We start from the raw sequence: 26,116 nt of genomic DNA, 5'->3' as shown, positions 1-26,116 counted from the left end.
TCTGTAATACCCCCTCCTCTAAACATGAGGGAAACCCAATATGTGAAGGCTGGGGGATAAACAGTCCGTAAATCCCTGATTCTGTTTAACTAACATTCAGTGAGGGAGATAAGGGTACGCCCACTGAATGAGTTTCACTTTATGTCCATTTCTATGGTTGAATGGTGTTCCTGGAAGAAATGAAGAGAAATTGGAAGTAAGATTGGAAGTGTGCGATTGGCTAGCTTTCATTCTTTTATTGATAGAATAACCAAATAACACGTGTTCTAAACATATCTTATATTACACGTTTACTCTGGATTATTCAACATCTTCTCGTCCATTTAACGTAATATTTTGCTGAAAATTTTCTTATTAGAGGAAATCAGGAGGAAAGAGGTTGGGACATCCACTTAAAGTCTCAACCTCTTCCTTATTCTTAGTCTATTCGGCTTCATTCATTACTAAGTTTGGTTTTTTGATTAGACTATGTTCGCCTTGGATAAAGCGGACGGTGCCGCTTTTAGCGCGCATGACGACACTTTCAGTTGTTGCTTTGGACCCTTTGAACTGGACACCTTTCAGCAATTCTCCGTCGGTTACGCCGGTTGCTGCGAAGATGGCGTCGTCTCCTTTACAGAAGTCTTCCATTTTAAATACTTTATTGATATCTTCTATTCCCATTGCTTTACAACGAGCAAGTTCTTCATCATTTTTCGGCAGTAGTTTTCCTTGGATTTCTCCGCCAAGACATTTTAATGCTGCAGCCGCAAGAACACCCTCAGGTGCACCACCGCTGCCGAGTAAAATATCGACACCTGTCCAATCAAAAGCAGTATTGATCGCACCTGCTACGTCACCATCTGCAATCACTTTAATCCGGGCACCTGCTTCACGGATTTCTTGAATCAGTTTGGCATGACGCGGGCGATCGAGTACGGTGACAAGTACGTCTTCAATTTTTTTATTTTTTGCCTCGGCTACACTGCGGAGGTTATCGATGACGGGTGCGTTAATATCTACTTTTCCAACTGCCGCCGGGCCAACTGCAATTTTATCCATATACATATCCGGAGCGTGGAGCAACGTATCTTTATCCGCAATTGCAACAACTGATAGGGCGTTCCAGGATCCGTGGGCGACAAGGGATGTACCTTCCAGCGGATCGACTGCGACATCCACCTTAGGACCTTCTCCGGTACCAAGTTCTTCACCAATATAAAGCATTGGCGCCTCGTCCATTTCCCCTTCTCCGATTACGACTACCCCTTCCATCGGAATCGTATCAAATACATCCCGCATCGCTGAGGTCGCGGCATCATCTGCATCGTTCTTCTCGCCTCTCCCCATCCAACGGGCGGATGATAAAGCTGCTGCTTCCGTTACTCGAACTAACTCCATTGATAAACTTCTTTCCATCTGTTGTCCTCTCCCCTTCAAGAAGTTGTTCAAAAAGTCCGGTGAAAAGGACATTTCGTGAAAAAGGAAGTTCTACTAAAACAATCCACGTCTGTAGACAACGTAGAACTCACCACACACGCAAAAAACTCGTTGCCTCATGTACCGGTCCGACGTACATTCCGGGGCCGGAAGCCCTCGCACCTCGAAATTAGACGCACACCACGTACCAGCGTTGGTGTTGCAATAACGATTAGCGCACACTTAATCGACTTCGGTCCTTTTCATCCTCTTTTTGAACCCTCTTCAATAAAATATCCTCATCCCAAAAGGAGATTTTATTGTATGAACCTACAGAACAGGCATCAAAAGTTACGAATTCTGCAATTGGATAATTTCTTCTTCTGTCATTTCTTCACGCCAAATACTGGCACCAAGAGCGGAAAGTTTCTCTGTAATCTGTTCATAGCCTCTATCGATATGATCTATACCAGTTATCTCTGTGATTCCATTGGCCATAAGACCGGCAACAATAAGGGAAGCGCCTGCTCTTAAATCAGATGCTTTCACCTTCGCCCCTTCCAACTGGACTGGCCCGGAGACGATGACCGAACCGCCTTCCACCTTGATTTCAGCATTCATACGCCTTAATTCATCAATATGCTTTAAGCGGGCGGAATAAATTGTGTCTGTAATGACCCCGGTATCTTTAGCTTTTGTCAACAACGATGTAAACGGTTGCTGGAGGTCGGTTGGAAATCCAGGATATACTAACGTTTTGATATCGACACTATGCAATTTTTTACCCGGTTTAATAAGAAGTTGCTCATCACTCTCTTCAATGGTGACACCCATTTCCCGAAGCTTGGCGATAAGTGATTCGATATGCTGGGGGATGACATTGTCAATCACGACTTCCTCCCCTTGAGCTGCTGCTGCAATTACGTATGTACCTGCTTCAATCCGGTCAGGGATAATCGTATGCGTGCACCCTTTCAGGCTCGGAACCCCTTCAATACGGATTACATCGGTTCCTACTCCTTTAATTTTTGCTCCCATGTTACTCAGGAGGGTTGCTACATCAATGATTTCCGGTTCTTTTGCCGCGTTTTCAATTACGGTTTTCCCTTTTGCCCTTACCGCTGCAAGCATAATATTAATCGTTGCACCGACACTGACGACGTCTAGATAAATCCTTGCACCGCGCAATTCTTCGGCACGAAGGTAAATGGCTCCCTGTTCATTCGTGACGGTCGCCCCCAGTGCTTCAAAACCTTTAATATGCTGATCAATCGGTCTTGGTCCAAGATAACATCCACCAGGTAAGCCGATGACGGCCTTTTTAAACTTGCCGAGCATTGCTCCCATGAAATAATAAGAGGCACGGAGTTTTTTCACTTTCCCGTTTGGAAGTGGCATAGCTACCATGTTTTCGGGGTTGATTGTAATGTCGTTCCCGTTTCGTGATGTTGTTCCACCGATTTCTTCTAAGAGGTCACTTAAAGTGTGTACGTCGGATATGTTTGGCAAGCCTTCAATCGTTACTTCCGAATCGGCTAAAATCGATGCTGGAAGTAAGGCCACTGCACTGTTTTTTGCACCACTTACTCTTATTTTTCCATTAAGCGGATGTCCACCTTCAATTAATATTTTCTGCATATCTTGATTCGCTCCTAAATGAGGCTATTTGAAATCTGTTCTTGAGGCCGGTACTTGTTGTCTCGGCCTCAAGTCACTCCGAATGAACAGATTCCCATTCTTTTTATCTTTCCTGTGTTCTTCGATTTTATACTATTTGTTTGCGTTGTTCCAGTCGGCTAGGAAGCGTTCGATTCCTTGGTCTGTGAGTGGGTGTTTCACAAGCTGCTCAAGAACGTTGTAAGGGATCGTTGAAATATGTGCTCCGTTTAAAGCTGCGTCTGTTACGTGCAGCGGGTGGCGGATGGATGCTGCGATGATTTCTGTTTTCACTTCATGACGGTCAAAGATTTCCGCAATTGTCGCAATTAATTCCATTCCGTTATGACCGATATCGTCAAGACGTCCTAAAAACGGTGATACGTACGTTGCACCTGCCCGAGCTGCAAGTAGCGCCTGATTCGCATTGAAGATCAGGGTAACGTTAGTTTTAATATTTAGGTCGCTGAATGCTTTTACAGCTTTTAAACCTTCTAGAGTCATTGGCACTTTAACCGTAATGTTCGGTGCAATTGCCGCCAACTCCTTACCTTCTTCAATCATGCCTTCTGCGTCTTCAGCGATTACTTCTGCACTGACAGAGCCAGATGTTACTTCTGTTGTAATTTCACGAAGCCTGTCATGGAAAGATACGCCTTCCTTCGCTACAAGGGATGGGTTGGTTGTTACACCAGCCAGTACCCCTAGGGCATTTGCCGCTTTGATTTCTTCTATATTCGCTGTATCAATAAAAAATTTCATCGTAATCCCTCCATGTGAAGATTTTTTATCACGTATTAACGGTCGATCCGTAAATCCCTGATTCTGTTCAACTAACATTCAATGGAGGGGTAAGGGTACCTCCACTGAATGAGTTTCACTTTATGCTTGTTGAGAAGAACCAAATTCACGCATTTTCTCTTTAACTGTTGCTTTAATTGCTTCTGTACCTGGTCCTAAATATTTACGTGGATCATATAGATCTGGTTTTTCGTTAAGAACTTTACGCACTGCTTCTGCCTGTGCCATTTGGTTCTCCGTATTTACGTTAATTTTTGCAGTTCCAAGTGAAATCGCTCTTTGGATATCTTTCAGTGGAATCCCTGTTCCACCGTGAAGCACAAGTGGGATTTGTACGAGGTTCAGGATTTCTTCCATTTCTTTAAAGCCAAGGTTAGGTTCTCCTTGATATGGTCCGTGAACAGAACCTAATGCTGGTGCAAGACAGTCAACATTTGTTTCGTCAACGAGCTTTTTACATTCATCCTTGTCAGCATACATGATTCCGCCAATGACTCCGTCTTCTTCCCCACCTACTGTACCTACTTCCGCTTCAACGGATACTCCGTGGATATGAGCGAGTTCGACTACTTTTTTCGTTGTTGCGATATTTTCTTCAATTGGTGAGTGTGATGCGTCAATCATAACGGACGTAAAGCCAGCATGAATTGCTTCTGCACATAACTCAAAGCTTGTACCATGGTCTAAGTGAATCGCAACAGGTACGGTTGTTCCGTATGATTCCATTAACGATTTCACCATTGCTACAACTACTTTCAGACCGCCCATATATTTACCGGCACCTGCGGAAACTCCTAGAATAACCGGAGATTGCTCCTCTTCTGCAGCTTGTAGGATTGCTTGAGCATATTCTAAATTATTAATATTGAACTGACCAACGGCATACCCGTTTTCTTTCGCTTTTTCGAGCATGTCTTTCATTGATACTAATGACATGGTAATTCCTCCTTTGATGTATGAAAAGCAACTGCCCAATTCGAATTCGTCCTTCTAACGACATCTTTCGTCTTTAGAGCAAAAAATCCGCATCGGCATTTATACTATAAGAATACCAACTCCTAATCATTGGTGCAACTGATTCTCATACTTGTCTCTTAGATGTAATATCCCCCTATTTCCCCCAAGAAGCCGATTGTAGCGCTGTTACAGGCGATTGACGTCCTTTTGGTTGTGAAAAATGTAACAAAATTTTCGAGTTTACTCCATTAATACATCACCGATCGCATCTTCCACGATAACCGGAATGTCTTCAATATTGAACGGTTTTGCCAAAATTTTCTTCACCTGCGGAAAATCTTGCAGTTCCATTTCAATTTTTTCCACGAGTCCACTCATCACAATTGTTGGGACCGATTGCTCCATTTCTCTTATTCTCTCCAGAACTCCAATCCCGTCGACCAATGGTAACTTGTAGTCCAACATTACTAAATCAAATTGCTTCTCCCCAAGCAAGTCAATAGCTTCCTTCCCATCAGATGCCGTCGTGATCTCATAGCCGGCGTTCATTAAGATGTCAGTAAGCAGTAGGCGTATCCCTGGTTGGTCATCTACAATCAATAACTCCTTTGTCATTATTTTTTGCCCCCTTTTTCATTCTCCCCATTTCTTAAGTTCGCTAAAAAAAGAAAATATCCTGCTTTTTTAATGAATTATGCAAATTGTTTACAGGGAAATATTGGATAAAGACATATTTTTAAGGTCCTAAGTCAATTTTCGCAAATGTTGATTGCTTTCATTCAGCGTAAGTGTCGGCAACTTTCTTCTGGAGGTTCGCAGTCCAGACACCTCTCGCTTTCCGCGGGCGGCTGGTGAGCCTCCTCGTGGGCAAGCCCACTGCGGGGTCTCACCAAGCCTACCCTCCCGCAGGAGTCTCGAGGTGTCTGGACTGCTCCGAGGAAAGGCTAAATTTGGAGCACTATTTTTCAATTTAGGAATAGAATGCTGATCTGAAGAGAATAGTTTCCATTTATAATAATTGCTCCTATCAGTTCAATTGCCCGGCGGACGGTGACTCCTACGGGAATAGCACGAGTCCAGACCTGAGCAGGAAGCGGTTTTCTTCCGAGGAGGCTGAGGCCGTGCCTTAGGATGCGCATCCGTCCGCCGGGCAACTGAACGGTAATTAGAACGCCAATAAAATGAATGCGCAAAATACTTACGCTGAATGAAAGCAATAAGCAAGGGTCAATTAAAAAAGCCGATGCATAAAGCATCAGCTCTTGTCTCCATTTACAATTTTTTCAATAAAACCTTTAAACAGTGGTTGAGGGCGGGTTGGTCGTGATGTGAATTCTGGGTGGAATTGACAAGCGACAAACCACGGGTGGTCTTTTAATTCAATAATCTCTACTAACCTTTCATCGGGGCTAAGTCCTGAAATAATGAACCCATTTTCCTCAAGCTGTTTCCGATATGCATTGTTAACTTCATAGCGGTGACGGTGACGTTCTTCAATCATATCACTTTCGCCGTAAGCCGCTTTCGCTTTCGTTCCCGCCACTAGTTTACATGGGTAGGCACCGAGACGAAGTGTTCCGCCAAGGTCTTCTACGTCCTCTTGTTCTGGACGAAGCGAGATAACTGGATGTGGTGTTTCCGGATCAATTTCTGTAGAGTGAGCATCTTCCAGGCCGAGCACATTACGGGCAAACTCGACTGTTGCAAGCTGCATTCCTAAGCAGATTCCAAAGAATGGAATTTTATTTTCCCTTGCATAGCGAATCGCCTCAATTTTCCCGTCAACGCCTCGAGTACCGAAGCCGCCTGGTACAACAATTCCGTCCACATGAGATATTTCTTCTTCAATCGCTTCTTTTGTTAGTGTCTCTGAATTAATCCAGTGGATATTAATGTCTGCATCATAGTCGTAACCTGCATGTTTCAAGGATTCTACAACAGAAAGGTAAGCATCCTGCAGTTCCACATACTTCCCAACAAGTCCGATGTCAATTGTTTTCGATAGGTTTCTTACCCTTTCAAGCAGTTGGAACCAGTCATCCATTTTTGCTTGCGGGTATTCCAAACCGAAATGCTTCAAAACGATGTCATCCAAATGTTGTTCCTGAAGGGAAATCGGCACTTGATAAAGGGTATCCGCATCCGGCATTTCAATTACCGCATCTTTTGCTATATCACAGAATAAAGCAATTTTTTCTTTTTGTTCTCTGGAAACCTCCACTTCAGTACGAAGCACGATAATATCTGGTTGAATCCCTAGTGAACGTAATTCCTTCACACTGTGCTGTGTCGGTTTCGTTTTAAGTTCACCGGCTGCTGCAAGGTAAGGAACAAGTGTACAATGGATATACATGACACTGTTTCTTCCTACTTCATTTTTAATCTGGCGAATAGCTTCAAGGAAAGGAAGTGACTCAATATCGCCGACCGTACCGCCTATTTCAGTAATGACGACATCCGCATTCGTTGCGCTGCCTGCACGGAAAACTTGGTCTTTAATTTCATTTGTAATATGTGGGATGACTTGGACGGTACCGCCGAGATAATCGCCGCGTCTTTCTTTTTTAATAACGGTGGAATACACTTTACCCGTTGTGATATTACTGTATTTGTTCAGATTAATATCAATGAACCGTTCATAGTGACCAAGGTCCAAATCCGTTTCCGCACCATCATTCGTTACGAAAACCTCTCCGTGCTGATACGGACTCATTGTGCCCGGATCCACGTTGATATATGGATCGAATTTCTGAATGGTCACCTTCAAACCACGATTTTTCAATAAGCGACCAAGTGAGGCAGCTGTAATACCTTTTCCTAATGAAGAGACAACTCCACCTGTAACAAAAATATATTTAGTCACTGCTCTTTCCCTCTTTCTTTCCTAAGATTCTATTTATATGTTGCCCGAAGACAAACATTTATAACTTATTTGGCAGCACCCTCTAAAATAATAAAAGCGCCTTCCCATTTTTTTCTGGGAAAACGCCTGTTTGTCGATTAAGGAGCCCAAATAAAATTCTACTTATCCTATGAAAAAAAGTCAAGTGGGCTTCCTCATTTTTTATTCTTCTTCCTCGTCGTCAAGGTCGATTTCTACATCGAGTTCTTCCTCGTCTTCTTCGTCTAGATCTTCGTCAAAGTCTTCATCGAATTCATCAATTCCCACTATCTCTCCGTCCTCGTCAACCTCTTCTTCGCCAAGCTCAACAAGGTCTCCTTCGTATTCCAGTTCTTCCTCTTCATCAAATTCGTCTGCTTTTTTCTTTTTCCGTTTCTTAGGTGTTTGTGTGATTTGTTCGTCTGCTTGGTCGATTGGGTACCATTCTTTTAGGCCCCATATGTTTGAGCCTAGTGTTATAAAGCGACCGTCAACGTTGAGCTCTGTGTAGAATTGAGCAATTTGATTTTCTTTTGCTTGTTTGGTTAGTCCTTTTAGTTCTGTAATTTGGTTATAGAGTTCCTGGAAATCTAATGCTTTTTTTGTGTCTTTTAAAATGAGACTGGCTAGGCCGAGCATGGATTTTCCTTTTAATTCTTCGCGGCTGTATTGATCTAACACAAATACGCACTCCTTTTACTGTATATTAATAAATGATTGATTACATTTCTATATTACTAAGATAAACATACCTTTCATTATATACAAGTATGTAGTGTTTATGCTAGGGTTTTTGGCTAAAAAGTTAAGTTTTCAGTGGGATATTTCATATTGACTTCCTTTTTCCAAGGATAAGACGTTGCATAAGGAAAAAAACATCTTTTATTTTCTCTTTTAGACAGATGTAGCGCGGCATTGGGAAAACAAATAACGGTTCTTTTCCCTTTTGGAAGGGAACTGCGTAATAATGGGAAGAGAAATACCGTTTATTTTCCCATTTGAACGGTGGGTGCATAGTATTGGGAAAAGAATTGCTGGTTATTTTCCCATTTGAACGGCGGGTGCATAGTATTGGGAAAAGAATTGCTGGTTATTTTCCCATTTGAACGGCGGGTGCATAGTATTGGGAAAAGAAACGACGGTTATTCGCCCATTCGGACAAAGTGACCCTATGATTTGGAAAAGAAACACCGGTTATTTGCCCATTCGAACAAAGTGACCGCAGGATTGGGAAAAGAAACACCGGTTATTTGCCTATTCGGACAAAGTGAGCGCACGATAGGGAAAAGAAACGCCATCCCGAGCAGTAAAATACATAACTACCCTATACACGAAAAATCCGAACAAAACGCTCTCCCTCGATTTGTTCGGATTTACAATCTTAATTATGAACGTTATATTTTACCCAAAAAAATCACATATTCCTTCGATACTGCCCGCCGACTTCATATAAAGCAGTTGTGATTTGGCCGAGGCTCGCAACTTTGACGGTTTCGAGGAGTTCGGCGAAGATGTTGCCTCCTTGGACTGCTACTTGTTTGAGACGACTTAGAGCTGCTTCTGTTTCATCTGCATGCTGCTTTTGGAATTTGCGCAGTTCTGTAATTTGATGTTGTTTCTCTTCCTGGGAGGCACGGGCAAGCTCCATGGAATCAATCTCTTCATCACTTGGCGGGTTCGGGTTTACATACGTGTTCACCCCGATAATCGGAAGTTCACCGGAATGTTTCTTGCTTTCATAGTAAAGTGATTCTTCCTGGATTTTCCCCCGCTGGTATTGCCGTTCCATTGCTCCGAGCACACCTCCACGGTCATTCATCCGCTCAAACTCTTGGAGCACTGCTTCTTCGACAAGATCCGTCAATTCCTCGACGATAAAAGAACCTTGGGTAGAGTTTTCATTTTTCGTCAGTCCGAATTCTTTATTGATGATCATTTGGATCGCCATCGCTCGGCGCACGGATTCTTCTGTCGGTGTCGTGATTGCCTCGTCATATGCATTCGTGTGTAAGGAATTTGTATTATCTTGGATTGCTAGAAGTGCTTGCAGTGTTGTACGAATATCGTTAAAGTCAATCTCTTGGGCGTGTAGGGAGCGTCCAGAAGTCTGGACATGGTATTTAAGTTTTTGACTTCGCTCATTTGCTCCGTATTTTTCCCTTAAAACGATCGACCAAATCCTGCGGGCAACCCGGCCAATTACCGTATATTCCGGGTCCAGTCCATTCGAAAAGAAGAAGGACAGGTTTTGTGCGAATTTATTCACGTCCATGCCCCGGCTTAAATAATATTCCACATAGGTGAACCCATTTGCGAGTGTGAAGGCGAGCTGGGTAATTGGATTTGCACCAGCCTCCGCAATATGGTAGCCCGAGATGGAGACAGAATAATAGTTGCGCACATTTTTTTCAATAAAATATTCCTGGATATCCCCCATCATGCGCAGGGCGAATTCTGTTGAGAAGATACATGTGTTTTGCCCTTGATCTTCTTTTAAAATATCGGCTTGAACGGTTCCGCGAATGGTGGAAACTGTTTTATTCTTAATAGCTTCATATTCCTCATCTGTCGGTTTCCGGCCATGTTCTTCTGTAAATTTATCAATTTGTTGATCGATTGCTGTATTGAAATACATCGCTAAAATAATTGGGGCCGGTCCGTTAATCGTCATAGAGACGGAGGTGAGTGGGTTCGTCAAATCAAAGCCTGCATACAATTTCTTCATATCTTCGAGGGTACATATATTGACGCCACTTTCCCCGACTTTTCCGTAAATATCCGGGCGCTCTGCCGGGTCTTCACCGTATAGAGTAACAGAGTCAAAGGCGGTCGAAAGCCGTTTTGCCTCGGAATCTTTTGATAAATAATGGAATCTCCGGTTCGTCCGCTCTGGCGTCCCTTCTCCAGCGAATTGACGGGTTGGATCTTCCCCTTCCCGCTTGAACGGAAATACTCCTGCTGTGAATGGGAATCTGCCCGGAACGTTTTCCTTCATAAGCCAGCGGAGGCGTTCACCCCAGTCTTGGAATTTCGGGAAGGCGACTTTCGGGATCTTCAGGCCAGACAAGGATTCTGTTGTGATTTCCGTAACGATATCCTTATCACGGACTTTAAAGGTCATCGTGTCCTGACTATATTTTTCCTGCGTATCATCCCATGATTCAAGCAGCTCTAGCGAATGATTGCTCAGCTGTTTTTTATATTGGGTTATAGTTTGTTCTAGTAATTCTTTCGCTTCAGGGTCCTCGATGATTTCCAAAGTTCCTTGCAGCTGATACAGTTTTCGCGCTATCTCGCTTTGATTTTCGGTTTGTTTATTATAATCACGGACGATACTAGCAATTTCCCGTAAATAATGGCGGCGATCTCCGGAGATGATTTGATTTTGCTTCTCGGAAAGGACATGCCTTTCAAACTCAACCTCCTCCTCCCATCCGTAGCGCTCGTTCAGCGTATCGATAATGGAAGCAAATAGAGAATTCGTTCCTGTATCATTGAATTGGCTCGCAATCGTTCCGAATACTGGATATTTTGTTTTGTCTTGACCGAAAAGCATGCGGCTCCGCTCATATTGTTTACGTACTTGATTCAACGCATCTTCTGAACCCCGTTGTTCGAACTTGTTAATGACGATAAAATCCGCGTAATCAATCATATCAATCTTCTCAAGCTGAGTGGGAGCACCGAATTCAGCGGTCATGACGTACATGGAAAGATCTGTGACATCGGTAATTGCAGCATTTCCTTGGCCAATCCCGCTCGTTTCCACAATGACAAAGTCAAAACCAGTTGCCCTGACGACATCAAGGACATCATTAATTGCCGTGGAAAGTTCGTCCCGCGATTCCCTCGTTGCAAGTGAGCGCATATAGACGCGATCATGAAAAATAGCATTCATACGAATCCTATCACCGAGTAATGCTCCGCCAGTTTTCCGTTTCGTCGGGTCGATGGAGATGACGGCAATCTTTTTATCGGGAACTTCATTAAGGAAGCGGCGTATGAGTTCATCCGTAAGCGAACTTTTCCCCGCTCCACCTGTACCCGTAATCCCAAGCACGGGAATCGCTTGATCTGCTTTACTGCGAAATTCTTCGAGAAGCTGTTGTTTCTCCTTGGAATCGCTCGGCGTGTTTTCCATATACGTAATGAACTTCGCCATGGCGTCCCGCTCACTCTTGTATAAACGCTCTTTCTCCTTTTCAATCTGAAGCGGCGTTGGAAAGTCGCTCGCTTCCATCATTCGGTTAATCATACCTTGAAGACCGTATTTACGACCATCCTCAGGGGAAAATATCCAGTCAACCCCATAATTATGAAGTTCTTTAATTTCCCTCGGGATAATCGTTCCACCTCCACCACCGAAAACTTTAATATGGTCGGCATCGTTTTCTTTTAATAGATCGATAATATATTTAAAATATTCGACGTGTCCGCCTTGATAAGAAGAGACGGCAATCGCTTGAGCATCTTCCTGAATCGCAGCGTAGACGACTTCTTCCACGGAACGGTTATGACCGAGGTGGATAACTTCTGCCCCAGTTGCTTGCAGGATTCGGCGCATTATATTGACCGAGGCATCGTGGCCATCAAATAGGCTTGATGCCGTGACAAAACGAATCGGATTTTTCGGTTTGTAAACTTCTACTTGTTGCATGATGTTTCTCCTCCCCTTTGGATCATCATTTTTTATGCAAGAGGCCATGGAGGTTCAGCTTAATTTGGATATCGATGTATTCTTCTATCGTGAACTTCTGTTGCAGAATCCACCGACGAAAGCCCCACATATGGCCTTGAACAAAGATATTATTCGCTGCTATGCTTACTTCCTCTTCATTTAATGCATCCGGGTAGCAAGAAAGGATAAGCTTCTCAAGCATAGCGACCATATCTTTCTCCTTTTGCAGCACATATTTCCTCGTCTCCTTATTTAAGCCTTTTATTTCTTGATAGAGAACGAGAATTTCTTCCTGCATGTCATCCATAAGCTCATAATAAAACTTGAAAACTGCCTTCAAATTTTCCTCTGAAGGGTTTTCCAGCTGCAGCTCTGTTTCAAAATGATCGCGCACGCCATCATAAATGTAATCGCAAACAAGAAAAAGGACATCTTCCTTCTTTCTAATATATTCATAAAGTGTACCGATACTGAAGCCAGATTCTTTAGCGATTTCCCTCGTTGTCGTCCGGTGGAAGCCCTTCTCTTTAAAAAGCCGAATCGCGCCTTGAATCATCTGATCGCGGCGTTTTTTGATCAGGTCTTCGTCTTTTACGGAGGAGATAATTCGACTCTTATCCATCATCTGTAAAGCCTCCTTCCTTCTTCCATCTTGCGTACCAGTCTATCGCGAGTTTGTAAGGATCCGCATCTGCTTTAATTGGCTCAAGGTGTCTCTTTGATTCGATAAATTGTTTCACCTCTCGCCAAATTTCTTCGCGGATGAGTTCATAGACTTCAAGTTCTTGCTGCATCTTACGTTTTCTTTTTCCTTCGTGGGTCTTGTAGAGATATTCATGATGGTCTTTGATTTTTCCCCACAGTTTATCGATTCCTTTATTTTCCGTCGTGATCGTCTTGATGATCGGGGTTTCCCGTTCTTCGGTTGCGGTGATCATGACAAGTTCTTTCAGTAATGCCTTCAATTTACCGAAGCCTGGGAGGTCTGCTTTGTTGACGACGAAAAGGTCGGCGATTTCCATAATGCCTGCTTTAAAAATCTGGAGCACGTCTCCGCTGTTCGGTGTAAGGACGACGGCTGTTGTGTCGACGATTTTCATGATGTCGAGCTCGGACTGGCCGACACCGACTGTTTCGACTAAAATCACATCAAACCCGTAGGCATCACATATGCGCACCGCATCCTTTGTTGCCCGGGCAAGGCCACCGAGACTACCGCGCGTCGCCATACTGCGGATGAACACGCCGTCATCAAGGAAATGTTCATTCATACGGACCCGGTCCCCGAGGAGTGCGCCACCACTAAATGGACTTGTTGGATCAACCGCGATAACAGCACACGTTTTCCCCTCACTCCGGATCTGGGTGACAAGCCGGTTTACAAGTGAGCTCTTACCTGCACCAGGTGAGCCAGTCAGCCCTACATATACAGCGTGTTTCCGCTCGCTGAACACCGCACTTAACAGCTCCAGCTTTTCCGGATGATCATTCTCCACCATCGTAATCGCCCGAGCAAGCGCACGTATATCCTTTTGTTTCAACCTTTCAACCAACTCATACATGATGCCCTTCCTTTCCACCGGGACATGGGGTCAGAGCTGTTGTCCCAGTTTGCTGGGACAACAGCTCTGACCCTAGTGTCCCACTTCTTACTGGGACAGGTGCTCTGACTCCACTGTCCCGCTTCATACTGGGACAGGCGCTCTGACCCCACTGTCCCGCTTCATACTGGGACAGGCGCTCTGACCCCACTGTCCCGCTTCATACTGGGACAGGCGCTCTGACCCCGTGTCCCACTTCTTACTGGGACAAGTGCTCTGACCCCGTGTCCCAACCCGACTGGGACAGGTGCTCTGACCCCAGTGTCCCAGGTTATTTTGTGATGGTGCGGCCGATGACGAGGCGTTGGACTTCTTGGGTGCCTTCGTAGATTTGGGTGATTTTCGCGTCACGCATATAGCGTTCGACCGGATAATCTTTCGTATAGCCGTAACCGCCGAAGATTTGGACTGCTTCTACAGTAATCCGCATGGCTGCGTCTCCTGCGAATAGTTTGGACATGGCGGATTCTTTTCCGTATGGTTTTCCGTTACTCTCAAGCCATGCTGCCTGGTACGTTAATAAACGAGCGGCTTCGACTTCTGTTGCCATGTCAGCAAGTTTAAATGAAATTCCTTGGTTATGGGCAATTGGTTTTCCAAACTGTTCTCTTTCTTTCGCGTAATTTATCGATGCGTCGAGTGCTCCTTGAGCAATCCCGACAGCTTGGGCAGCGATTCCGTTTCTCCCGCCATCTAGAGTTGTCATCGCAATTTTAAAGCCTTCCCCTTCTTCGCCAAGTAAGTTCTCTTTCGGTATCCGACAGTTTTCAAAAATTAATTCGGTCGTAGGTGACGAACGAATACCGAGTTTTTTCTCCTTTTTACCAAAGGTGAAGCCTTCTGTTCCTTTCTCCACGATGAATGCACTGATGCCCTTGTGGTTTGCAGCAGGATCCGTTTTCGCAAAAACGATATAGATATCAGCAACTCCACCATTTGTAATCCAAACCTTATTGCCATTTAATATATAATCGTCGCCATCTTTTTTCGCAATGGTCTTCATTGCTGCAACGTCACTTCCTGCACCTGGTTCAGATAAGGCATAGGCACCAAGCGCTTCCCCAGTCGCAAGCAGGTAAAGAAACGTCTTCTTCTGCTCCTCCGTACCGTACGTATAAATCGGCCAGCTAGCAAGGGATAGATGGGCAGACAATGTCACACCGGTAGACGCACAAACACGGGATAATTCTTCAACCGCAATACAATAACTTACGAAGTCTGCACCAATTCCACCGTATTTTTCCGGCCACGGGATTCCAGTCAGACCGAGTTCAGCCATTTTATCAAAAATCTCCCGGTCAAAGCGTTCTTCCTCATCTCTTTCGGCTGCAGTCGGTTCCACTTCATTCATTGCAAATTCGCGGACCATTTTCCGCAGCATTTCCTGTTCTTCCGTCAGTTGAAAATTCATTTTTGTTCACTCCTAATCCAGTAAGTTTTTCGATATGACAACATGTTGGATTTCATTGGTACCTTCATAAATCTGGGTAACTTTCGCTTCCCGGAAAAACCGTTCGACAGCGTAATCTTCGGTATATCCGTAGCCGCCATGGATTTGTACCGCTTCAATCGCGGTCTTCATCGCCGTGTTTGATGCGTACATTTTCGCCATGGATGCTTCTTTGCTGAGCAAAAGATTTTTTTCAACGTGATCTACTGCCCGATAAACTAATAACCTGGCAGCTTCAACCTCTGTTGCCATATCGGCAAGTTTAAATGAAATCCCTTGATGGTGGGCGATTGGCTTGCCGAATTGTTCACGCTCTTTCGCATAATGGATTGCATGCTCAAGAGCGGCCTCTGCAATACCAAGGCCTTGGGCAGCGATACCAATACGCCCGACATTCAGGTTCGCCATCGCAATTTTAAAGCCTTCCGTTTCTCCTCCGAGGAGTTGCTCTTTCGGTACTTTACAGTGGTCAAAATTCAGTGTAACCGTCCCAGTACCATGCATGCCCATCTTCTTCTCAGCTTTCCCAATGGAAAAACCGGAGGTTTCCCTTTCCACGATAAAGGCACTAACTCCAGTCGCCCCTTCACCGGTTCTTGCAAATGTAATGAACGTATCTGCATGGGTACCATTCGTGATGAACAGTTTCGAGCCGTTTAAAATATAGTGATCCCCGTCTCTTTTTGCCGTTGTTTTAATATTTGCGGCGTCCGAGCCCGCACCAGGTTCCGTGAGCGCGAATGCTCCCACGTATTCTCCACTTGCAAGCTTCGGGATATATTTTTCTTTCTGTTGTTCCGTACCAAATTTTAAAATCGGGTTCGTACCAACGGATGTATGAACAGATAAGATAGCGCCGATACCAGCACTCACCTTTGAAATTTCGTTAATAGCGATAATGTACGATGTAAAATCCATTCCACTTCCACCGTATTTCTCTGGAATTGGAATCCCCATTAAACCGAGCTTACCCATTTTCCGGATCACTTCTTCTGGAAAGCGGTCTTCACGCTCCATCCGCTCCACTTCATTCGCAATCTCTGTTTCGGCAAAATCACGGACCATTTTACGGATCATTTCCTGTTCTTCGGTAAATGTCAAATCCATTCCGGTTACCCCCTTTGCTGTTCTCTTGCTGTATTAGCTATATACGTAAAAGCCACGACCGGATTTCTTACCGTGCCAGCCTGCTTTCACATATTTTCTAAGTAATGGGCACGGACGATATTTACTATCTGCAAAACCATCATAGAGCACTTCCATAATGTAGAGACATGTATCAAGCCCGATGAAATCTGCCAGCTGAAGTGGTCCCATCGGGTGATTCATACCGAGCTTCATCACCGTATCAATATCTTCTGGTGAAGCGACACCTTCGTAAACCGCATAAATTGCTTCGTTAATCATCGGCATTAAAATCCGGTTCGCTGCAAAACCTGGGAAATCAGCAACTTCAACAGAAGTCTTTCCTAGTTCTTCTGCCATCTGAGAAATTTTTTCATATGTCTCATCATTTGTTTGAATCCCGCGGATGACTTCGACGAGCTTCATAACCGGGACCGGGTTCATAAAATGCATGCCGATAACTTGTTCCGGACGATTTGTTACAGCGGCAATTTCCGTAATCGGTAAAGATGATGTATTCGTCGCTAAAATTGTATGAGCTGGAGTAATTTCATCCAGTTCACGGAAAAGTTTTGTTTTCACGTCCATATTTTCAACAATTGCTTCGATGACTAAATCACAAGTACGCGCATCTTCTAGTTTCTTTGCTCGCTTTAGATTGTTCAGCGTTGATGCCTTCTCTTCATCTGTGATTCTCGTCTTTTGGACGGCTCGGGTGAGGAGTTTTTCAATTCGTTGTATCCCTTCATCAAGCGCTGTTCCATTTGCATCGTGTAAAAGCACTTCAAAACCAGCTTGGGCCGCCACTTGGGCGATCCCTGCCCCCATTTGACCTGCACCGATTACCATTACGCGTTTAATTGTCATCATCGTTCCCCCTCTTATTTCACTTCAATTAAGATGGCATCTCCTTGACCACCGCCACTACAGATCGCAGCAATTCCGAGACCGCCGCCTCTTCTTTTCAGTTCATGGATAAGTGTTAAAATAATTCTTCCGCCACTTGCTCCGATTGGGTGACCAAGTGCTACTGCCCCGCCATTGACATTTACTTTCTCCATATCAATTCCAGCGATTTCCCCACTTGCGAGCGACACAACAGCGAATGCTTCATTGATTTCATAGAGTTCAATATCCTCTTTCGTATAGCCAGTTTTCTTTAAAAGTTCGTTAATAACAAGACCTGGCGTTTGCGGGAAATTCTCTGCTTCAACGGCAACTTCTGCGTGACCGAGAATCGTTGCGAGCGGTGTTTTCCCAAGTTTCTCTGCTGTATCATCACCCATCACAACAAATGCACAGGCTCCGTCGTTTACGCCCGGTGCGTTACCAGCTGTGATCGTTCCGTCTTTATCAAATGCCGGGCGCAATTTCGCCAGTTTTTCGATACTCGTATCTTTCCGTGGTGCTTCATCTGTATCAATAAGGACCGGATCCCCTTTTCGCTGCGGAATTTCAACAGGGACAATCTCACCTTTGAATTTACCTTCTTCAATTGCTTCAACTGCCCGCATATGACTCCGGTAGGCCCACTCATCTTGAGCTTCGCGGCTGACATCGTATTTATTTGCTGTGCTGTTTCCATAATTCCCCATATGGACACCTTCAAAGGAGCAGGTGAGTCCGTCGTGAATCATTAAATCTACAACAGGCCTGTCACCCATCCGGTGTCCCCAGCGGGCATCTTTTAAAATATAAGGGGCATTACTCATGCTTTCCATTCCACCTGCTACGATCGTGTCCTCATCTCCTAGACGAATGAGTTGATCGGCGAGAGTAACGGCGCGAAGTCCGGATGCACAGACTTTGTTGATTGTTTCTGTTTTCACGTTCCAAGGGAGTCCGGCTTTTCTTGCTGCTTGGCGGGAAGGGATTTGGCCTTGGCCACCTTGTAGTACAGTTCCCATAATCACTTCATCGATTTGGTCACCTTCCAAGTTTGCTTGTTTGACCGCTTCAGAAATAACTTTTCCACCAAGGTCTGTTGCTTGGAGAGGTTGTAATCCGCCTCCGAATCTTCCAAATGGAGTTCTTGCACCTGACACAATTACTGATTTTCTCATTATGATCCTCCTAAAAAAATATATTAGCACGCGTCTGATTGATCGCTCGCTCATTATAGGTTAGTAAATTTAGAGGTTGGGAAATAGATTAAAATAGTTCATTTCCCAACCTCACTTTATCACGCATTAACGGTCTGTAATACCCCCATCTCTAAACATGAGTGAAGCCCGAGGTGTGAAGGTGGGGGATAATACAGTCCGTAAATACCTGATTCTGTTCAACTAACATTCAGTGGGGAGGGAAGGAATCCTCACTGAATGAAGGTTCACTTTATTATTACGCTGTTTTCTCTTCTTCTTCAGCAAATACGGAGATTGCTAGAATTTCAGCTACGTCAAGCGTGCCGATATCTTCGTCGACTTCTTTCGCTTTTGTTCCGTCGCTGATCATCGTCAAGCAGTATGGACAACCTGTCGAAATCATCGATGGGTTCACTTGTAATGCTTGTTCTGTACGGGCGACGTTGATGCGATTTCCGGTTGTTTCTTCCGTCCACATTAAGCCTCCGCCGGCCCCGCAGCACATGCCGTTTTCACGGGTACGGACCATTTCTACTAATTCCAGCCCCGGAATCGATTTCAAGATTTCCCGCGGTGGGTCATATACGCCATTATATCTGCCCAAATAACAGGAGTCATGGTACGTTAGGCGTTCATTGATCTGGCCGGTTGGCTGCAATTTTCCTTCCATGATTAAATCATAGAGTAATTGCGTATGATGGTAGACTTCCGCTTCAAAGCCAAAGTCTGGATACTCGTTTTTAAAGATATTATAGGCATGCGGGTCAATTGTAACAATCTTCTTCACATTATATTTATTGAATTGCTTTATGTTCTTTTCTGCAATCTCTTGGAAAAGAAATTCATTTCCGATACGGCGGGCTGTATCTCCTGAGTTTGCTTCAGTGTTTCCTAAAATCGCAAAGCTGACACCTGCCCGGTTCATTAGTTTCGCAAAAGCAAGAGCGATTTTTTGGCTACGGCTATCGTAGGCCCCCATCGAACTTACCCAGAACAGGTATTCAAACTCTTTGTCTTCTTTCTTCAATTCTTTTACCGTCGGAATGTATACTGTTTCATCTTCTTCGCGCCATTTCACGCGATCTTTTTTCGATAGACCCCAAGGGTTACCTTGACGTTCGATATTTTGCACGGCACGTTGGATTTCAGAATCCATCTTCCCTTCCGTCATCACTAAGTAACGACGCAGGTCAATGATCGTTCCAACGTGTTCGTTATTTACTGGGCAAGCATCTTCACAGTTCCGGCAAGTCGTACATGCAGAAAGCTCTTCAGCAGTAATGACGTCACCTGCAAGACTCATATTTTGAATTGTTGCTGCAGCCTCTCCCTCGCTACTGGCCATATTTCCAGTAGAATTCGAGAATGCATAGCTCGGCACCCAAGGTGAATTACCAGTTACTGCTGCTCCCTTTTCTGTAAGATGATCACGCAGTTTAATCATAATATCCATTGGGGAAAGCATCTTCCCGGTACCTGCAGCTGGGCAGACGTCGGTACAACGGCCACATTCCACGCAGGCGTAAAAATCAATCATCTGGTATTGGCTGAAGTCCTCAATTTTCCCTACACCGAAGGAAATTTCTTCTTCCTCGTCTTCCGCGTCCATTTCAAAATCAATTTTTTCTAACTTTCCAGGAACCTTTTTACTTAAAAATACGTTGATTGGTGCTGCAATCAAGTGGAAGTGCTTGGATTGCGGAACGTATACTAAAAAGGTAAGCAACGTGAGCGTATGCACCCACCAAGCAACGAAAAACAGTACCATCGCTGTCTCTGGTGATAGAAAACTAAAAGCTGTTGCAATTAAACTCGCAACAGGCTCTGTCCAGGTTACTGCCCGTTCCTCCCAGAGCATGAGCATCCCATTTCCAGCAAGGACAGAAAGCATGAGTGTCCCGATGAAAATAAGTACAAGACCTGCTTTAAATCCGCGCTTCAGTCGGACAAGCTTTTCCATATAACGGCGGTAAAATGCCCAAAATACCGCTACAAGGATCATCAACGTAACGAGTTCTTGGAAAAAGACGAACCCTGGATAAAGCGATCCGAATGGCAAATGGTTGCCCGGTGATAATCCTTTGATGAACATGTCAATTGCGCCGAACTGGACAAGGATGAATCCATAGAACATCATCACATGAATCGTTCCAGACTTCTTATCCTTCAGCAGCTTCGATTGACCGAAAACAATTTTCCCTACGCGTTTTAGACGTAATTTGATTTCGCCATCAAACTCTGACTTTCTCCCAAGTTTGATATAGGACATTCTCGTTGCAATGACTCTAGCAAATAAATAGATTGCATAGATGGTTACAACTAAGAATGCGATCCAGTTAATAATTTGAAATGTATCCATTTAAATGCCCCCTCTTTTTTCATTTATTCAGAATGATAGCGATTACATGGTGTTCTAAAAAAATTTCTCGTCTGAAATGATATAGATACATATCATTATAGTACATACTACTTTATAGGTGAATGACCATTCAGTCAATAGTTTTGTCGAAATCTTTTAGTTTGTTTTGTCATTCATGCGAGATGGGGATGCTAATTAGGAAAATAATTGCTATTTGTTTGCCCATTCATACTGGATAAACTCGATAATCGGAAAATAATTACCGTTTGTTTTCCTATTCATGCTAGTTCAACACGAGAATGGGAAGATAAACACCGTTTGTTTTCCCATCTACACTGGATCAACACGATAACGGGAAAATAAACACCATTTATTTTCCCACTCAAGCTAGATCAACACGGTAATGGGAAAACATCTACCACTTGTTCCCCCATTAATGTAAGAAGAACCCTAATCATAAAATCTTTCAAACAACAAAAAAGAGCCAAATCAATTCCTTTCACAAAAGAAATTAATTTGGCTCTTATGTTCTTTACATTTTCTCCGGTGCGGTTACGCCGATTAGGTTAAGTGCGTTGGCGATAGTGATACGGACTGCTTTCATTAAGGCGATTCTTGCAGTTGTCCGTTCCGGTGCATCTGCATCAAGTACTTTCTCTGCGTTGTAGAAGCTATGAAGTAAGCTTGCGAGTTCGAATACATAATTCGTTACGCGTTGAGGTGCATGCTTTTCCGCTGCGTCAGCGACCGTTTGCGGGAAGGAGCCGATCTTCATAAGGAGCTCTTGCTCTTTTTCTGATGTAAGCTCTGCAAAATCAAACTTCCCATTAACATCGAAACCTCTTGTTTCCGCTTGAGAGAGCATCGTACAGATCCGTGCATGTGCATATTGCACGTAGTAAACCGGGTTTTCGTTGGACTGAGAACGAGCAAGGTCTATATCGAAATCAAGCTGGGAATCGTTGGAACGGGCGACGAAGAAATAACGGGTTGCATCAATTCCGACCTCTTCCATCAGTTCACGCAAGCTCACAGCTTTTCCGGTACGTTTACTCATTCGTACCTTTTCCCCGCCTTCAAAGAGATTCACCATTTGAATGATTTTTACTTCCAGCTTATCTGCCGGGTAACCGAGCGCTTGAATCGCTGCGTTCATACGAGCGACATAGCCGTGGTGATCGGAACCCCAGACGTTGATGAGTTTATCGAAGCCACGGTCCAATTTATTTTTATGGTACGCGATATCCGGTGTCAGATACGTGTAGTTACCATCCTGTTTAATGATGACACGGTCTTTATCATCACCAAATTCCGTCGTCTTGAACCACGTTGCACCATCTTTTTCATAAATATAGCCACTCTCTTTCAGCTGCTGGACTGCATTCGGTATTTGATCATCTTCATATAAGGTGCGCTCCGAGAACCAGTTATCGAATTCGACATGGAAGTCTTTCAGGTCACGTTCAATATTTCGCAGTGAAGCCTTAAGTCCATACTCTTTCATGTATTCAAAGCGTTCTTCATGAGATTTTTCCAGCCATTTATTGCCGTCTTCTGCGACAATTGCTTTTGCCATATCGATAATGACTTGTCCGTGATAACCGTCTTCCGGCATCTCAACGTCTTCACCGAGCTCCTGCAAGTAGCGTGCTTCAACCGAGAACCCTAGCTTATCGATCTGGCTGCCGGCATCGTTAATATAATACTCCCGTTCGACATTATAGCCTGCCGCCGCGAGCAAACTACTAAGCACGTCCCCATAAGCTGCTCCGCGGGCATGACCAAGGTGGAGGTCACCAGTCGGGTTTACCGAAACGAACTCTACTTGGATACGTTTGCCTTTACCAGCATCACTTTTCCCGTAATTGTCCTGCTCTCTAAGAATTGTCGGGATGATTTGCTCGAGAAGATCATTTTTCATAAAAAAGTTAATAAACCCAGGTCCTGCGATTTCGATTTTTTCAATTGATGCTTCTGTCTCGTTGATCACTTTTACAATCTCGTCAGCAATCTGCCGTGGCGCTTTCTTTGCAATTCGGGCAAGCTGCATGGCAATATTCGTTGCAAAGTCACCGTGGGATTTATCTTTTGGTTTCTCTAAAATAATTTCCGGAAGTTCTTCTGCGCTTGCAAGGTCTGACTTAAGTACGGCTTCCGAAATTTCTTGTTTCAATTTCTGTTCTGTTTGTTCCAGTACGTTCATCTGGGGTCCTCCTCTATAATAATAAGTTCCAATGTATGCTTTCGTTCATCTTGCCCATTTAGTTTAACAGTGTAATCCAGGTTCAATCGCGCTGGTATGCCTTGCCCCAATGGCTGATACATCATCAGCTGCGTGAATGTTTCCATATGCAGGTTTCCATGCGGGTGTTTGTAAACATTTTCTGTTACTTGACCAAGGCGAAATTGCTGATGCATCGAGACGGCACCGGTTCGTTTAATCGTCACTTTCTCTTTCTGGATTGTGATAAGTGATGAAATTTCCATATCATCTATTGTTTCTTCAAACCTTAGTACATCCAGCTTGCCCTTCCGGAAGAATACACCGGTTGCTTTTATATGATTTACTTCCTTGTCTGAAGCATCCTGAATCTTCATTTTCAATTGAAGCGCAACACGCTTTTCTGGCTCGTTCATCCTATCGCCTTTCCTTTTTGAATAATGACCTTATTATATCGGTAAGTTGACATGGTAATCAATAAAAAGATGTGTTTTTCTTTTACTCACACTTTGTTGGCTACTTTTTAGATATATTCCAAGTTGGTGGATTAACAAATCAGGAGGGAAAATCTATTGGTGTTCAGTGCGGTGATCCGGTTTATCCTTGATACATAAGGATTTCAAAAAAATGCACCACGATCATGCAGTCTATATACTTTTGGAGGAATTATTTTGGTTAAAGTTGGTATTATTACAGGAAGCACGAGTAGCTTTGAAAACCGTAAGAGAATTAACGAGTTTGATACACAAGGAATGGGGCGTCCTCCTTTCTTTTTTATTGTTTAAAATCGGCCAATTTCTCCCATACTGTAAAAAAAGCTAGGTTTAGGGAGCTGGGTGTCAGTGAAGAGGCGAAGAAAGCATCGGTTGCTGTGGCGGTTGGTGCGGCTCGGTATTTATATGGTCATAGCGCTTATTCTTTTTGCAGTTTTTTTCTTAGCATTCATTTACCTCTTGGGACCACCCCCAATGGGAGCGGAGCAGGATACGAAGATTTACAGCAGGGATGATGCGGTAATTGGAATTGAGAGCGGGATACGGAACCAGTATTGGGTCGAGAAGGAAGATCTATCGGAAAAAGTGATTGCTGCAACGATTTTAATCGAAGACCATCATTTTTATGAGCATCATGGTTTTGATTTCATACGTATTGGCGGAGCGATTATTAAAAATATCCGTTCTGGTTCACTCCGGGAAGGTGCGAGTACGATTACCCAACAGCTCGCTCGGAATTTATATTTGACCCATGAAAAGACATGGATCCGGAAGTTGAAAGAAGCGTTTTATACCGTACGGCTTGAGATGCATTATACGAAAGATGAGATCCTGGAAGGGTATTTGAACACGATTTATTACGGTCATGGTGCTTACGGGATTGAGGCGGCGAGTGAGTATTTCTTCGGTAAACCGCAAACGGACCTGTCGTACGCGGAGACAGCGATGCTTGTTGGGATTCCTAAGGGACCGACCTATTATTCGCCTTTTAATAACGAAGCAAATGCCGAAGCACGAAAAGAATTGATTTTAAAGCGTTTATGGCAAGAAAAGATAATCGATGACGCAACATATCATACGGCAATTAGAGAAAAACTTGAGTACCGAACGGATAAAGATGAAGGACGCGAGGAATTTGCCGGGCATTTCCAGGACATGGCGATGAAAGAGGCAGCTGCGATTCTTGGAGTAACGGAGCAATTAATTCGCGCGGGTGGTTATGAGCTCTATACGACGATTGATGAAACCGTTCAGGAACAGGTAGAAACGGCCATGAAGGAAATTATTCCAGAAACGACAGAACTAGAGGCGGGGGTTTTCTCTGTAGATATCCATTCAGGAGAAGTCCTCGCCCTTGCTGGTGGAAGAAGCTATCAGGCAAGTGAATTTAATCGGGTACGGAATGCTTTTCGGATGCCAGGGTCAAGTTTCAAACCTTTTTTATATTATGCTGCACTGGAAAACGGCTTTACACCACTGACGAAATTGATGAGCGAACCGACTACATTCCGGCTCGAGAATGGGAACGTGTATGAGCCGGGAAATTTCAATCATTATTATGCTTATGGGCCTATTACACTCGCCGAAGCAATCGCCCTTTCCGATAATGTGTATGCCGTTCGCACAGGTCTGCAGCTTGGTATCGAACGGTTCATTGATACTGCGCAAATTTTTGGTTTTGAAAAAGAGTTGCCTGCCGTCCCTTCCCTTGCGCTTGGGACAGCGTCTGTTACGTTAGAAGAGCTTGTCACAGCTTACGGGATGCTTGGAAATGGAGGAAAAGAGCTGGAAACATATACGATTCGAAAAATCACGGACAAAAATGGCCAGGTACTATATGAGCGAAAAAGTTCAAACGGACGACAAGTATTGAATGAGCAGACGAGTTTTATTTTGACCCAGCTGCTTACCGGGATTTTCGAACCGAAGCTGAATGGCTATATGCCGGTCACTGGAAGTCCGATTTCCCATCATCTAACAAGACTCTATGCGGGTAAATCCGGGACGACAGAGGCCGATAACTGGATGATCGGTTATAGTCCTTCTGTTGTGACCGGTGTATGGACCGGATATGATGACCACCGCGTTATTACAGCAGTGCAAGAAACGACGTATGCGAAAGAGATTTGGGCCCGTGTGATGGAAAAGGCACATGAAGGGGAACAGCAGGAAAACTTCCCTATCCCAGATGGTGTCGTTGGGGTTCCGATTGATCTTGAGACAGGTTTACGGGCGACTCCCTATTGCGGAGAAAGCCTTATGATGTATTTTAAAAAAGGGACGGAACCAGTTGATTATTGTGAGCCAACAATTGCCCCGGAACAGGAAGATAATGATGATGGATTTTTTAAAAAATGGTTTCAGCTGTTGTTCGAGTAGCTTTTTACTTTCGAGTCTTTGAAAATATTTTT

General features: G+C 44.1%; 19 protein-coding genes. 2 read left to right on the top strand and 17 right to left on the bottom strand.

Annotated elements, in window-relative coordinates; translation table 11 throughout:
- Positions 1–127: 127 nt before the first annotated feature.
- Positions 128–250, top strand: a complete 123-nt coding sequence (locus GN217_RS19125; protein ID WP_255454317.1) for a hypothetical protein — start codon at positions 128–130, stop codon at positions 248–250.
- A gap of 173 nt (positions 251–423) precedes the next feature.
- On the opposite strand, the gene glpX is transcribed toward GN217_RS19125, so the two are convergent.
- The 17 genes from glpX to GN217_RS00375 form a co-directional block, all read right to left on the bottom strand.
- A complete protein-coding gene (gene glpX, locus GN217_RS00455; protein ID WP_156854227.1) occupies positions 424–1,398 on the bottom strand; it encodes a class II fructose-bisphosphatase in 975 nt (324 codons plus the stop codon).
- Between the two features lie 351 nt (positions 1,399–1,749).
- Positions 1,750–3,036, bottom strand: a complete 1,287-nt coding sequence (locus GN217_RS00450; RefSeq protein ID WP_156854225.1) for a UDP-N-acetylglucosamine 1-carboxyvinyltransferase — start codon at positions 3,034–3,036, stop codon at positions 1,750–1,752.
- 132 nt (positions 3,037–3,168) lie between these two features.
- On the bottom strand, positions 3,169–3,816 hold the full coding sequence (fsa, locus tag GN217_RS00445) for a fructose-6-phosphate aldolase (RefSeq protein WP_156854223.1): 648 nt from the start codon (positions 3,814–3,816) through the stop codon (positions 3,169–3,171).
- Between the two features lie 120 nt (positions 3,817–3,936).
- Complete coding sequence (gene fba, locus GN217_RS00440) at positions 3,937–4,791, bottom strand: class II fructose-1,6-bisphosphate aldolase (protein ID WP_156854221.1); 855 nt, start codon at positions 4,789–4,791, stop codon at positions 3,937–3,939.
- Between the two features lie 261 nt (positions 4,792–5,052).
- Entirely contained in the window at positions 5,053–5,427 is a 375-nt protein-coding gene (locus GN217_RS00435; protein WP_156854219.1) for a response regulator, read from the bottom strand.
- A gap of 640 nt (positions 5,428–6,067) precedes the next feature.
- On the bottom strand, positions 6,068–7,675 hold the full coding sequence (locus GN217_RS00430) for a CTP synthase (protein WP_156854217.1): 1,608 nt from the start codon (positions 7,673–7,675) through the stop codon (positions 6,068–6,070).
- 201 nt (positions 7,676–7,876) lie between these two features.
- Entirely contained in the window at positions 7,877–8,374 is a 498-nt protein-coding gene (gene rpoE / locus GN217_RS00425; protein WP_229782526.1) for a DNA-directed RNA polymerase subunit delta, read from the bottom strand.
- Positions 8,375–9,107: 733 nt separating this feature from the next.
- Positions 9,108–12,350 (bottom strand): fused isobutyryl-CoA mutase/GTPase IcmF, encoded by a 3,243-nt coding sequence (icmF, locus tag GN217_RS00420; protein WP_156854215.1) that lies wholly within the window; start codon positions 12,348–12,350, stop codon positions 9,108–9,110.
- Positions 12,351–12,375: 25 nt separating this feature from the next.
- Positions 12,376–12,993, bottom strand: coding sequence for a TetR/AcrR family transcriptional regulator (locus GN217_RS00415; RefSeq protein ID WP_156854525.1), 618 nt, complete (start codon positions 12,991–12,993; stop codon positions 12,376–12,378).
- Positions 12,986–13,933 (bottom strand): methylmalonyl Co-A mutase-associated GTPase MeaB, encoded by a 948-nt coding sequence (meaB, locus tag GN217_RS00410; protein WP_156854213.1) that lies wholly within the window; start codon positions 13,931–13,933, stop codon positions 12,986–12,988. Before meaB ends, GN217_RS00415 begins: the two co-directional genes overlap by 8 nt.
- Positions 13,934–14,243: 310 nt before the next feature.
- A complete protein-coding gene (locus GN217_RS00405) occupies positions 14,244–15,383 on the bottom strand; it encodes an acyl-CoA dehydrogenase (protein ID WP_156854211.1) in 1,140 nt (379 codons plus the stop codon).
- Between the two features lie 12 nt (positions 15,384–15,395).
- Entirely contained in the window at positions 15,396–16,529 is a 1,134-nt protein-coding gene (locus GN217_RS00400) for an acyl-CoA dehydrogenase (RefSeq protein WP_156854209.1), read from the bottom strand.
- Positions 16,530–16,562: 33 nt separating this feature from the next.
- On the bottom strand, positions 16,563–17,414 hold the full coding sequence (locus GN217_RS00395; RefSeq protein WP_198042538.1) for a 3-hydroxybutyryl-CoA dehydrogenase: 852 nt from the start codon (positions 17,412–17,414) through the stop codon (positions 16,563–16,565).
- Between the two features lie 14 nt (positions 17,415–17,428).
- Positions 17,429–18,610, bottom strand: a complete 1,182-nt coding sequence (locus tag GN217_RS00390) for an acetyl-CoA C-acetyltransferase (RefSeq protein ID WP_156854205.1) — start codon at positions 18,608–18,610, stop codon at positions 17,429–17,431.
- 277 nt (positions 18,611–18,887) lie between these two features.
- The gene (locus tag GN217_RS00385; protein WP_156854203.1) at positions 18,888–20,990 is read right to left on the bottom strand and encodes a heterodisulfide reductase-related iron-sulfur binding cluster; all 2,103 of its coding nucleotides are present in this window, start codon (positions 20,988–20,990) and stop codon (positions 18,888–18,890) included.
- A gap of 532 nt (positions 20,991–21,522) precedes the next feature.
- On the bottom strand, positions 21,523–23,193 hold the full coding sequence (argS, locus tag GN217_RS00380) for an arginine--tRNA ligase (protein ID WP_156854201.1): 1,671 nt from the start codon (positions 23,191–23,193) through the stop codon (positions 21,523–21,525).
- Positions 23,190–23,627: a YwiB family protein gene (locus tag GN217_RS00375; RefSeq protein ID WP_156854199.1), complete on the bottom strand. Its 438-nt coding sequence runs from the start codon at positions 23,625–23,627 to the stop codon at positions 23,190–23,192. Before GN217_RS00375 ends, argS begins: the two co-directional genes overlap by 4 nt.
- Positions 23,628–24,053: 426 nt before the next feature.
- Between GN217_RS00375 and GN217_RS00370 the strand changes: the two genes are divergently transcribed.
- The gene (locus GN217_RS00370; RefSeq protein ID WP_232334277.1) at positions 24,054–26,084 is read left to right on the top strand and encodes a transglycosylase domain-containing protein; all 2,031 of its coding nucleotides are present in this window, start codon (positions 24,054–24,056) and stop codon (positions 26,082–26,084) included.
- The last annotated feature ends 32 nt before the right edge of the window (positions 26,085–26,116 follow it).

This window comes from Oceanobacillus sp. AG, from assembly GCF_009746545.1.
GTDB lineage: Bacteria > Bacillota > Bacilli > Bacillales > Amphibacillaceae > Oceanobacillus > Oceanobacillus indicireducens.
Note: the sequence above shows the minus strand (reverse complement) of the source record. Positions and strands in the feature narration are given on the sequence as shown.

What these genes read in the sequence shown, in the direction of transcription:
- GN217_RS19125 (WP_255454317.1), top strand. Translation starts at nt 128, where the DNA reads ATGAGTTTCACTTTATGTCCATTTCTATGGTTGAATGGTGTTCCTGGA.
- glpX (WP_156854227.1), bottom strand. Translation starts at nt 1,398, where the DNA reads ATGGAAAGAAGTTTATCAATGGAGTTAGTTCGAGTAACGGAAGCAGCA.
- GN217_RS00450 (WP_156854225.1), bottom strand. Translation starts at nt 3,036, where the DNA reads ATGCAGAAAATATTAATTGAAGGTGGACATCCGCTTAATGGAAAAATA.
- fsa (WP_156854223.1), bottom strand. Translation starts at nt 3,816, where the DNA reads ATGAAATTTTTTATTGATACAGCGAATATAGAAGAAATCAAAGCGGCA.
- fba (WP_156854221.1), bottom strand. Translation starts at nt 4,791, where the DNA reads ATGTCATTAGTATCAATGAAAGACATGCTCGAAAAAGCGAAAGAAAAC.
- GN217_RS00435 (WP_156854219.1), bottom strand. Translation starts at nt 5,427, where the DNA reads ATGACAAAGGAGTTATTGATTGTAGATGACCAACCAGGGATACGCCTA.
- icmF (WP_156854215.1), bottom strand. Translation starts at nt 12,350, where the DNA reads ATGCAACAAGTAGAAGTTTACAAACCGAAAAATCCGATTCGTTTTGTC.
- GN217_RS00415 (WP_156854525.1), bottom strand. Translation starts at nt 12,993, where the DNA reads ATGGATAAGAGTCGAATTATCTCCTCCGTAAAAGACGAAGACCTGATC.
- meaB (WP_156854213.1), bottom strand. Translation starts at nt 13,933, where the DNA reads ATGTATGAGTTGGTTGAAAGGTTGAAACAAAAGGATATACGTGCGCTT.
- GN217_RS00405 (WP_156854211.1), bottom strand. Translation starts at nt 15,383, where the DNA reads ATGAATTTTCAACTGACGGAAGAACAGGAAATGCTGCGGAAAATGGTC.
- GN217_RS00400 (WP_156854209.1), bottom strand. Translation starts at nt 16,529, where the DNA reads ATGGATTTGACATTTACCGAAGAACAGGAAATGATCCGTAAAATGGTC.
- GN217_RS00395 (WP_198042538.1), bottom strand. Translation starts at nt 17,414, where the DNA reads ATGACAATTAAACGCGTAATGGTAATCGGTGCAGGTCAAATGGGGGCA.
- GN217_RS00390 (WP_156854205.1), bottom strand. Translation starts at nt 18,610, where the DNA reads ATGAGAAAATCAGTAATTGTGTCAGGTGCAAGAACTCCATTTGGAAGA.
- GN217_RS00385 (WP_156854203.1), bottom strand. Translation starts at nt 20,990, where the DNA reads ATGGATACATTTCAAATTATTAACTGGATCGCATTCTTAGTTGTAACC.
- argS (WP_156854201.1), bottom strand. Translation starts at nt 23,193, where the DNA reads ATGAACGTACTGGAACAAACAGAACAGAAATTGAAACAAGAAATTTCG.
- GN217_RS00375 (WP_156854199.1), bottom strand. Translation starts at nt 23,627, where the DNA reads ATGAACGAGCCAGAAAAGCGTGTTGCGCTTCAATTGAAAATGAAGATT.